The organism is Plasticicumulans sp., assembly GCF_035331805.1.
Lineage (GTDB): Bacteria > Pseudomonadota > Gammaproteobacteria > Competibacterales > Competibacteraceae > Plasticicumulans.
Map to the genome: position 1 here is coordinate 1 of NZ_DAOLKE010000153.1, position 8,253 is coordinate 8,253.

Here is an 8,253-nt window from a genome sequence, read left to right on the forward strand (position 1 = left end):
CCCTGTACCGGGGCTTTTTTATGCACGGCTTTCCGGGCGCTCTTGAAACCGCTGCCGCAGCGCCGCATTTCGACGGTTCGTGTGCTGCCGCCTCACCCGCGCGGCAGCCGCTTCGTCATCAGGGCAGCTCCGGAGGCCACTTCGATGGAACAGTTTCGCGGCACCACGATCCTCGCGGTGCGCCGCAACGGCCGCATCGCCATCGGCGGTGACGGTCAGGTCACGCTCGGCAACACGGTCATGAAGGGCAACGCCCGCAAGGTGCGCCGGCTCTATCAGGGCAAGGTGGTGGCCGGTTTCGCCGGCGGTACGGCCGATGCCTTCACGCTGTTCGAACGCTTCGAGGGCAAGCTCGAAAAGCACGGCGGCAACCTGACGCGGGCCGCCGTCGAACTCGCCAAGGACTGGCGTACCGATCGCATGCTGCGCCGGCTGGAAGCGCTGATGATCGTCGCCGATGCCAGCGCGATGCTGGTGATTTCCGGCAACGGTGATGTCATCGATCCCGAGCACGATCTGGCGGCGATCGGCTCCGGCGGGGCCTTCGCGCAGGCGGCGGCGCGGGCGCTGCTCGCGCACTCGGAACTCGATGCGCGCGGCGTCGTCGAGGCGGCGCTGAACATCGCCGCCGAGATCTGCATCTACACGAACCCGCACCTGACGATCGAAGAGCTGTGAGCCGGCCCGGATCCCCGACATGACCGAAATGACGCCCCGAGAAATCGTCCAGGAACTGGACCGCCACATCGTCGGCCAGGCGGCCGCCAAGCGTGCCGTCGCGATCGCGCTGCGCAACCGCTGGCGGCGCATGCAGATCACCGGTCCGCTGCGCGCCGAGATCACGCCGAAGAACATCCTGATGATCGGCCCGACCGGGGTCGGCAAGACCGAGATCGCCCGCCGCCTCGCCGCCCTTGCGCGTGCCCCGTTCATCAAGGTCGAGGCCACCAAGTTCACCGAGGTCGGCTACGTCGGCCGTGACGTGGAAACCATCATCCGCGATCTCGTCGATGCGGCGATGAAGCTCGCGCGCGAGGATGCGACGCGCAAGGTGCGCGTGCGCGCCGAGGAGAACGCCATCGAGCGCGTGCTCGACGCGCTGCTGCCGCGCCCGCGCCCGGCGGCGACCGGCGGCTTCTTCAGCAACGAACCGGCCGAGCCGCCGCCGTCCGAGAACACCGCCACGCGCCAGAAGATGCGCGAGAAGCTCCTGCGCGGCGAACTCGACGAGCGCGAGATCGAGATCGAGCTCGCCGCCAGCGCCCCCGGCGTCGAGATCATGGCGCCGCCCGGCATGGAGGAAATGACGAACCAGCTGCAGAGCCTGTTCCAGAACCTCGCGCAGAACCGCACGCGCGCGCGCAAGCTGCGCATCCGCGAGGCGCTGAAGCTGCTGCAGGAAGAAGAAGCCGCGCGGCTCGTCAACCCCGATGATCTCAAGCATCAGGCGCTGGAGGCCGTCGAGCAGAACGGCATCGTGTTCATCGACGAGATCGACAAGGTCTGCCGGCGCGGCGAATACAGCGGCGCCGACGTGTCGCGCGAAGGCGTGCAGCGTGACCTGCTGCCGCTGGTCGAAGGCTGCACGGTGTCGACCAAGTACGGAGCCGTGAAGACCGACCACATCCTGTTCATCGCCTCGGGCGCCTTCCATCTGGCCAAGCCCTCGGATCTGGTGCCGGAGCTGCAGGGCCGCCTGCCGATCCGCGTCGAACTCGATGCCCTGAGCGCGCAGGACTTCGTGCGCATCCTGACCGAGCCGCACGCCTCGCTGACCGAGCAGTACAAGGCCCTGCTCGCGACCGAGGGCTTCGGCGTCACCTTCGCGCCCGACGCCGTGCAGCGCCTCGCCGAGATTGCCCACAGCGTCAACGAGCGCACCGAGAACATCGGCGCGCGCCGGCTGCACACCGTGCTCGAACGGCTGCTGGAGGATGTCTCGTTCGAAGCCGCGGACCGCGACGGCCAGACGCTGCTCATCGACGCGGCCTACGTCGATGCGCACCTCGGCCAGCTGGTGCAGGACGAGGATCTCAGCCGCTTCATCCTCTGACGCATGGCGCGATCCGGAGCCCGGCGGGCGCTTATAGTGGGCGCCCGCTGCCGTTTCCGGATGCCGCCACCGATGCCCGTCCCGACTGTCCCTTGCCCTGTCCGCCGGGTCCGCGCCCGTGCGGTGCTTGTCCCCGCCCTCGCGCTCGCCCTGCTCGGCGGCTGCACGATCCCGCTGCCGGCCTGGCTCGGTGGCGGTGGCGGCGGACCGCCGTCACCGGCGAAGCCGGCGGCCGGGGTGGTGGCACCGCTGTCGATCGACGATGCCGGCCTGCTCGCGACGCGCGAGCGGCGGCTCGAACTGGGGCTGCGGCTGTCGAGCCGTTCGGGCGAGACGCAGTGGGTGTCGGTGCGTTTCCAGACGCCCGACGGCCAGGACTGCGTGAGCCTGAAGGAACTGCCGGCGCAGGGCCGGCTGCTGTTCACCTGTGCGCAGGCGCGGCTCGTCGCCGAACTCGATTACCCGGTCACGATCGAGAGCTGGCGTGACGCCGGCCTGCAGAGCGCCTTCGCGCCGATCCGCACGACGCTGCGCTTCACGCGCAACGATCTGGTCGCCGCCGGCGTGCGCTGACGGGCGCGCGTGCTCAGACGACCGGCGTCACCGGCTGCGTGACCGTGCCGGTGTCGGCGTCGACGCGCACGACGACGAGGCTGACGTTGTCGGGCGCGCCGCGCAGCAGCGCCAGATTGACGAGTTCACGGGTGGCCTCCGCCGGCCGGCGGGTGGCGAGCACCTGCGCGATCTCGTCGTCGCTGACGACCTTGCTCAGGCCGTCGGTGCAGAGCAGCAGCACGTCGCCGGGGCGGGTGATCACCGGGTGAGCATCGACCTCCAGCGTCTCGTGGGCACCGACGGCGCGCGTGACGACGTTGCCCATCGGGTGGCGCTGGGCTTCCTCCGGGCTCAGGGCGCCGGCATCGACGAGTTCCTGAACGTAGCTGTGATCGCGCGTCAGCTGTTCAAGCCTCGGCCGGCGGAAGCGGTACAGGCGGCTGTCACCGGCCCACAGACAGGCCAGTTCGTCAGCGGCGGCGACCAGCACCGCGACCGTCGCGCCGATGGTCTCGCGCTCGCGGCGTGCGGCTTCCTGACGCAGCAGCTCGTTGATGTGCTGCAAGCTGGTCTGTACCGAGCGGACATAGACGCTGATCGTCGGCGCCGGCGGCAGGCGCGACAGCGTCTGCACGATGGTCCGGGACGCGAAATCGCCGGCCGCGTGACCGCCCATGCCATCGGCCACGGCCCACATGCCGCGGCCCGACTGGTCGAGCACGGCATCCTCGTTGACCTTGCGGACCATGCCTACGTGCGTGACGGCGCTCGATTCGAAGCGCAAGGGGTGATCGCCGAGCATCGCGCTGTCCCCGGTGTCGTCGGTGCGACTGGAAGGTAGTGGCAGCGGCGCGTCGGACGGTAACAAGTTGTCATCATTGATCATGCGTGGATCCTGCGGTGTCGCCCGCGGCATAGCCGGCCCGGGCGAAGTCCCCGTCGAAGAAGCTGCCGAGCGTGCCGGCAGGCGGCAGGCCCTCGGCCAGAATCACGCAGGGCTCGATGCGCTCCGAGCCCAGCGTCCACCACAGCGAGCTGCCGCGCCAGTCGGGGCGCAGGCGCTGCTGCGCGAGCCGGCCGGCCATGCTGCCGGCGTCGGCGAGGTCTTCAAAGTGCCCGAGCATCGGCGTGCCCGGCAGCGCCAGCCCGACCGCGGCGGCCGGGGCGCCGAGGGCGGCGACGGCGGCATCCCAGCCGTCGAGGTCCAGCGTTTCCTCCAGCGTCGCGAGCGCCAGGGCTTCGGCCTGTGCGTACCAGTCGCCGGCATCGCGGGCCAGCGCGTCGGGCGTGAGCTCACCATCGAGGCTGCAGGCGAGCGTCAGCGGAAAGTAGCGCCCGACCCGGTCGACGCTCGGCATCAGCACGCCGGCAACCGTGACCTGCGGTCCGCAGCAGCCCGGCGCCAGCACGAAGCGCCACAGCGGGCTGGTCAGGTAGCAGTCCAGCCAGCCGTCGCCGAGCTGCTCGCGGCTGGCGCTGAGGCCCGCCTGCAGCCAGCCGTCCCAGGGTTCGACGAACTCGCGCGGCAGGCGGCGCGACACGAAGTCGCCGCGGCTCGCGAGCTTGCCGTAAAAACCGCAGGCGGCCATCTACAGCCGATCCGGGCAGCTGAAGGCGCCGAGCGCCGGCAGCCGGAACGGGTTGAAGGCGCTGTTGGCGCGCAGCCGGAAGCTGGCGCTGCGGCCATCGACGTTGATCGTGACCGTGTACACCTCGCCGCTGCCGCGCACCGACTGCTGGTCGAGCATCCGGAACAGCGCCCACGGCCCGTCGTAGCTCAGGCCGGTGCGGCCGCTGTTGCCGGGCGGCGTGATGCTGATCTGCAGGTTGCCGGCGCCGTTCGGGGTCGGCCACTGCATGGCCGTGGCGCGGGTCGGGCCGTGCGCGTAGGTCAGCAGCTGGCCGTCGAGATCGACGATGATCTGCGCGATCTCGGCATCCATCGACACCGGTTCGAGGTCGAAGCGCACGCCGGGGCCGGCGGTGCCGGCGCGGAAGTAGGCATCACGGATGGTCGCGGCGTTCTGGAACTGCACGAGCACGCCGGCCGAGATGCCGAGCTTGTCGGTGGCGTTCGGCTGCCAGCGCCAGGGCTTGGTCGACTGGTCGACGTAGCGCGCGAGATAGTTCTTGAAGAACTTGTCGATGCGGCCGTCCGGAGCGAAGAACTCGCCGAAGTCGGCGAGTGCGGCATCGCGCGGGCTGCGCGCCAGCGGGTAGCGCCCGGCCAGCGTCTGGCGGTAGAAGTCGGCGACCTCGGCCTGCCAGAGCTGGTTGATCTGGTTGCGCACGCCACCCATGGTCAGGCCGTCGGCCTGATCGGCGACGGCCTTCATGACCGCGCCGACGGCCGGTGGCGCGCGATCGGCGTCGAGCTTGAGCCCGCGTACGACCGCCGCGGTCTGGCCGGCGGCGTCCTTGATCAGCGCATCGCCGCTGGCACCGGCCTGGGTGTTGAGCTTCACGTACAGGTCGTTGAAGGCGGCGAGCGTCGCGTCGATCGGCGCCGGATTGCTGCCGTCCTTCCTGACCTGTGCGGCGAGGTCGGCGAAGTGCCTGGTGACCGGATCAAGCTCCTGCGCGGCCGTGACCGCCGGCGGCGGGGTGGCGCCGGTCGAGCCGATCAGGCTCGCGAGCTGCTGCTTGAGCTTGTCGACGGCGCTGTCGGCGGCCTTGTCGCCGGCGGCGGCCAGACCTTCCTTGCGCGCGAGGTTGGTCTCGCGGGCGACGGCTTCGAGCCAGAGCTTCAGCGGTGAGCCGGGGCCGGAGAGCACGCGCAGGATGTCGATCGCCTGCTGGGTGTTGCCGAGCGGCACGACGCCGACATCGGCGATCAGCGCGTCCCAGACCTTGATGTAGTCGGCGAAGTACAGCCGGCGCACGTCCTCGATCAGCTGCGGCAGATCCTGCGGTGCGATGCGCCCGACATCGCCGAGCACCCAGCTCTCCTCGGCGAGGCGCGCGACCAGCTCGGTGCCGGCCTTGCCGAAGCCCTCGGTGTAGCCGCGGTAGGTGTAGAAGCCCGGCACGCCCTCGCCGAGCGGCTTGCCGCTCGCGCGGCGCAGCACCAGCCCGGCATCGCGGCCGGCGGCGGTGTCGATGCGGAAGTCCGGGTAGGCCTTGTTGTCCTGCGCGACGAAGCGCTTCATGCGGTCGTAGGCGCGCACCGGCAGCGGCACGCGCACGAGGATCGCCTGCGTCTGGCCGATCAGCTGGCGGTCGAGCGCGAGCGGCAGCGGCAGCGGGCGCTTCTCGAACAGCGCGTCGAGGTGCTCGCGCAGGTGCTGGCGCTGCTCGCGCGTCACGTCGCGCGGCAGGTTGTTGTCCCAGTCGAGCGCGATCCAGGCCTTGATCGCATCGGGTTCGTAGTGATCCGGGTTTTCGAGCATCAGGTAGGTCTTCAGCGCCACGAACAGGATGTCCGGATTGGCCTGATTGGCGCGGATCTGCTGCTCCAGGCGCAGGATCAGCCGCGGCAGCAGTGCGCCGTGCAGCATGCGCCGGTACACGGCCGTGGCCTCGCTGCCGAGCATGTCGCCCTGGTACAGCCCGAAGCCGAGCCGCCACGGCGTGCCTTCGTCCCGCTCGGCGTAGCCGCCGGGCAGCGTGCGCACGGCATCGAGCAGCGGCAGCACCGCCAGCGCCTCGCGCTGGTCCGGAGAGACCTTCTCCAGCAGCTTGCGCACGTCGGTGACCTGCGCGTCGGTATCGGTGATCAGCGCGCGGTTGCCCTGCCAGCTCAGCAGCCACAGCGCGCCCATGCCAAGCGTGATCAGCAGCGCTGCGGCCCAGGCACCGGCCTGCAGCCAGGCGCGCCGGCGTTCGAGCTTCAGGTTGACGCCGGCGAGGCCCTGCTCCGGGAACACGGTCTCGCGGAACAGCCGGGTCAGGAAGTAGCTGCGGCCGCTGTTGCCGAGGCTGCCGAGCTGCGTGCGCGCCAGCCGGAAGGTCTGTGCCATGCCGGCCATCAGCCGGTCGATCGGCGTGCCTTCCTGCGTGCCGCTGGTGAAGTACACGCCGCGCAGCAGCGGGCGCTGCTCGTAGGCGTTCGGGCGGAAGGCCTCGTTCAGGAAGCCGTCGAGCAGGTCGCGCAGCGCCTCGAACTGCTTCGGGAAGGCGTAGATCAGCGCCCGGCGCCCCGGATCGCGCTCGCCCTGCAGGCGCTCGGTCTGGCGCGCCGACAGGCGCTGTTCGAGCGCTGCGAACTCGGTGGCGAAGCGCGCGAGCGGCGGCTCGCCGTTGCCGGTCTCGTCGAGCGGGAAGGTCATGCCCCAGACCTGACCGCGTTCGTCCTTGCCGAGATCATCGAAGAACTCGGTGAAGCCGGCGATCAGGTCGCTCTTGGTCAGCAGCACGTAGATCGGGAAGCGGATGCCGAGGCGCTCGTGCAGCTCCTGGATGCGGGCGCGGATCGCGCGCGCATGGGCGTTGCGCTCGGCCTCGGAGGACTGCATCAGCTCGGCGACCGAGATCGCGATCAGCGCGCCGCTGATCGGGCGGCGGCGGCGGTGCTGCTTGAGCAGGTCGAGGAAGCCGAGCCACGCGGCCTTGTCGACCGCGGCGTGGCTGTCCTGCGTGGTGTAGCGGCCGGCGGTGTCGAGCAGCACGGCCTCGTCGGTGAACCACCAGTCGCAGTTGCGGGTGCCGCCGACGCCGCGGATCGCGTCCTTGCCGAAGTGCTCGGCGAGCGGGAAGTTCAGGCCGCTGTGGATCAGCGCCGTCGTCTTGCCCGAGCCCGGCGGGCCGATCAGGATGTACCACGGCAGCTGGTAGAGCGTCTGGCGCTCGCCGCCGCTCGCGCCGAGGCGCGCCTTCTTCAGCACGCCGACGGCCTCGTCGAGGCGCCTGCGCAGCGCGGCGATCTCCTCGGCCGATTCGACCGCCGCCGGATCGGGCGGCGCCTCGACCAGACCGGCGAGCATCTCGCGCTCGTGCTTCTTCGCGCTGATCAGCCGCACGATGCGCCAGATCAGCCACAGCAGCGCGACCACACCGATCGCGATCCAGCGCACCGTCTCGGATTCGAACGGCACCCAGCCGCCGATCGCGATCAGCGGGCCGACGAACCAGATCAGCGCCGCGAGTGCACCGAGCGCGAGCAGCGGGATCAGCCAGTTCTTGATGAAAGCCTTCATGACGGTCCTCGTCCCGGACGCAGTGCCGGTTCAGCGCACGCCGGGAGCGAACAGGGTGATCTCGACGCGCCGGTTCTGCGCCCGACCGTCATTGGTGTCGTTCGGAGCGACCGGTTCGGTGTCGGCCTTGCCTTCGGCGGTGAAGCGCAGCGGCTGGCCGGTGTCGCGGGCGAGCAGTTCGAGCACCGACTCGGCGCGCGCCTGCGACAGCTTCCAGTTCGACGGGAAGCGCAGCGTCGCGATCGGCTTGTTGTCGCTGTGGCCGGTGACCAGCACCTCGCCGGGCACGCGCTTCAGTTCGGTGGCGATGCGCCCGAGCACCGGCAGGTAGGCGTCCTTGACCGTCGCCGCGCCCGAGGCGAACAGGCCGTCGCCGCGGATCGTGATGACGCTGCGGTCGTCGCGATCATCGACGCTGACCAGCTTCTGGCGGATCTCGTCCTCCAGGAAGCCCTTGAGCCGCGGCGGGGCCGGCGCGGGCGGCGGCGGGGCCGGGGCGACGGCGGCGAC

General features: G+C 70.6%; 7 protein-coding genes. 3 read left to right on the top strand and 4 right to left on the bottom strand.

The annotated features are described in order from the left end of the window. Positions 1 to 144 precede the first annotated feature (144 nt). From hslV to PKE44_RS11570, 3 genes are all read left to right on the top strand, one after another. Complete coding sequence (gene hslV, locus PKE44_RS11560) at positions 145 to 678, top strand: ATP-dependent protease subunit HslV (protein WP_324551265.1); 534 nt, start codon at positions 145 to 147, stop codon at positions 676 to 678. Between the two features lie 19 nt (positions 679 to 697). After that, a complete protein-coding gene (hslU, locus tag PKE44_RS11565; protein WP_324551269.1) occupies positions 698 to 2,053 on the top strand; it encodes an ATP-dependent protease ATPase subunit HslU in 1,356 nt (451 codons plus the stop codon). Between the two features lie 123 nt (positions 2,054 to 2,176). After that, positions 2,177 to 2,626: a hypothetical protein gene (locus tag PKE44_RS11570; protein ID WP_324551270.1), complete on the top strand. Its 450-nt coding sequence runs from the start codon at positions 2,177 to 2,179 to the stop codon at positions 2,624 to 2,626. A 13-nt stretch (positions 2,627 to 2,639) separates the two neighbouring features. Here the strand turns inward: PKE44_RS11570 and PKE44_RS11575 are convergent, their stop codons facing one another. From PKE44_RS11575 to tssL, 4 genes are all read right to left on the bottom strand, one after another. Then, positions 2,640 to 3,410 (bottom strand): protein phosphatase 2C domain-containing protein, encoded by a 771-nt coding sequence (locus PKE44_RS11575; protein ID WP_324551280.1) that lies wholly within the window; start codon positions 3,408 to 3,410, stop codon positions 2,640 to 2,642. Positions 3,411 to 3,483: 73 nt separating this feature from the next. Continuing rightward, complete coding sequence (gene tagF / locus PKE44_RS11580) at positions 3,484 to 4,197, bottom strand: type VI secretion system-associated protein TagF (RefSeq protein ID WP_324551273.1); 714 nt, start codon at positions 4,195 to 4,197, stop codon at positions 3,484 to 3,486. Beyond that, a complete protein-coding gene (gene tssM / locus PKE44_RS11585; RefSeq protein ID WP_324551275.1) occupies positions 4,198 to 7,743 on the bottom strand; it encodes a type VI secretion system membrane subunit TssM in 3,546 nt (1,181 codons plus the stop codon). Positions 7,744 to 7,773: 30 nt separating this feature from the next. Further along, a partial coding sequence (gene tssL / locus PKE44_RS11590) for a type VI secretion system protein TssL, long form (RefSeq protein ID WP_324551277.1) occupies positions 7,774 to 8,253 on the bottom strand: 480 nt, incomplete at its 5' end.

Excerpts from the sequence above, each read along its gene's own strand:
- PKE44_RS11575 (WP_324551280.1), bottom strand. The coding sequence starts at position 3,410 with ATGCTCGGCGATCACCCCTTGCGCTTCGAATCGAGCGCCGTCACGCAC.
- tssM (WP_324551275.1), bottom strand. The coding sequence starts at position 7,743 with ATGAAGGCTTTCATCAAGAACTGGCTGATCCCGCTGCTCGCGCTCGGT.
- hslV (WP_324551265.1), top strand. The coding sequence starts at position 145 with ATGGAACAGTTTCGCGGCACCACGATCCTCGCGGTGCGCCGCAACGGC.
- hslU (WP_324551269.1), top strand. The coding sequence starts at position 698 with ATGACCGAAATGACGCCCCGAGAAATCGTCCAGGAACTGGACCGCCAC.
- tagF (WP_324551273.1), bottom strand. The coding sequence starts at position 4,197 with ATGGCCGCCTGCGGTTTTTACGGCAAGCTCGCGAGCCGCGGCGACTTC.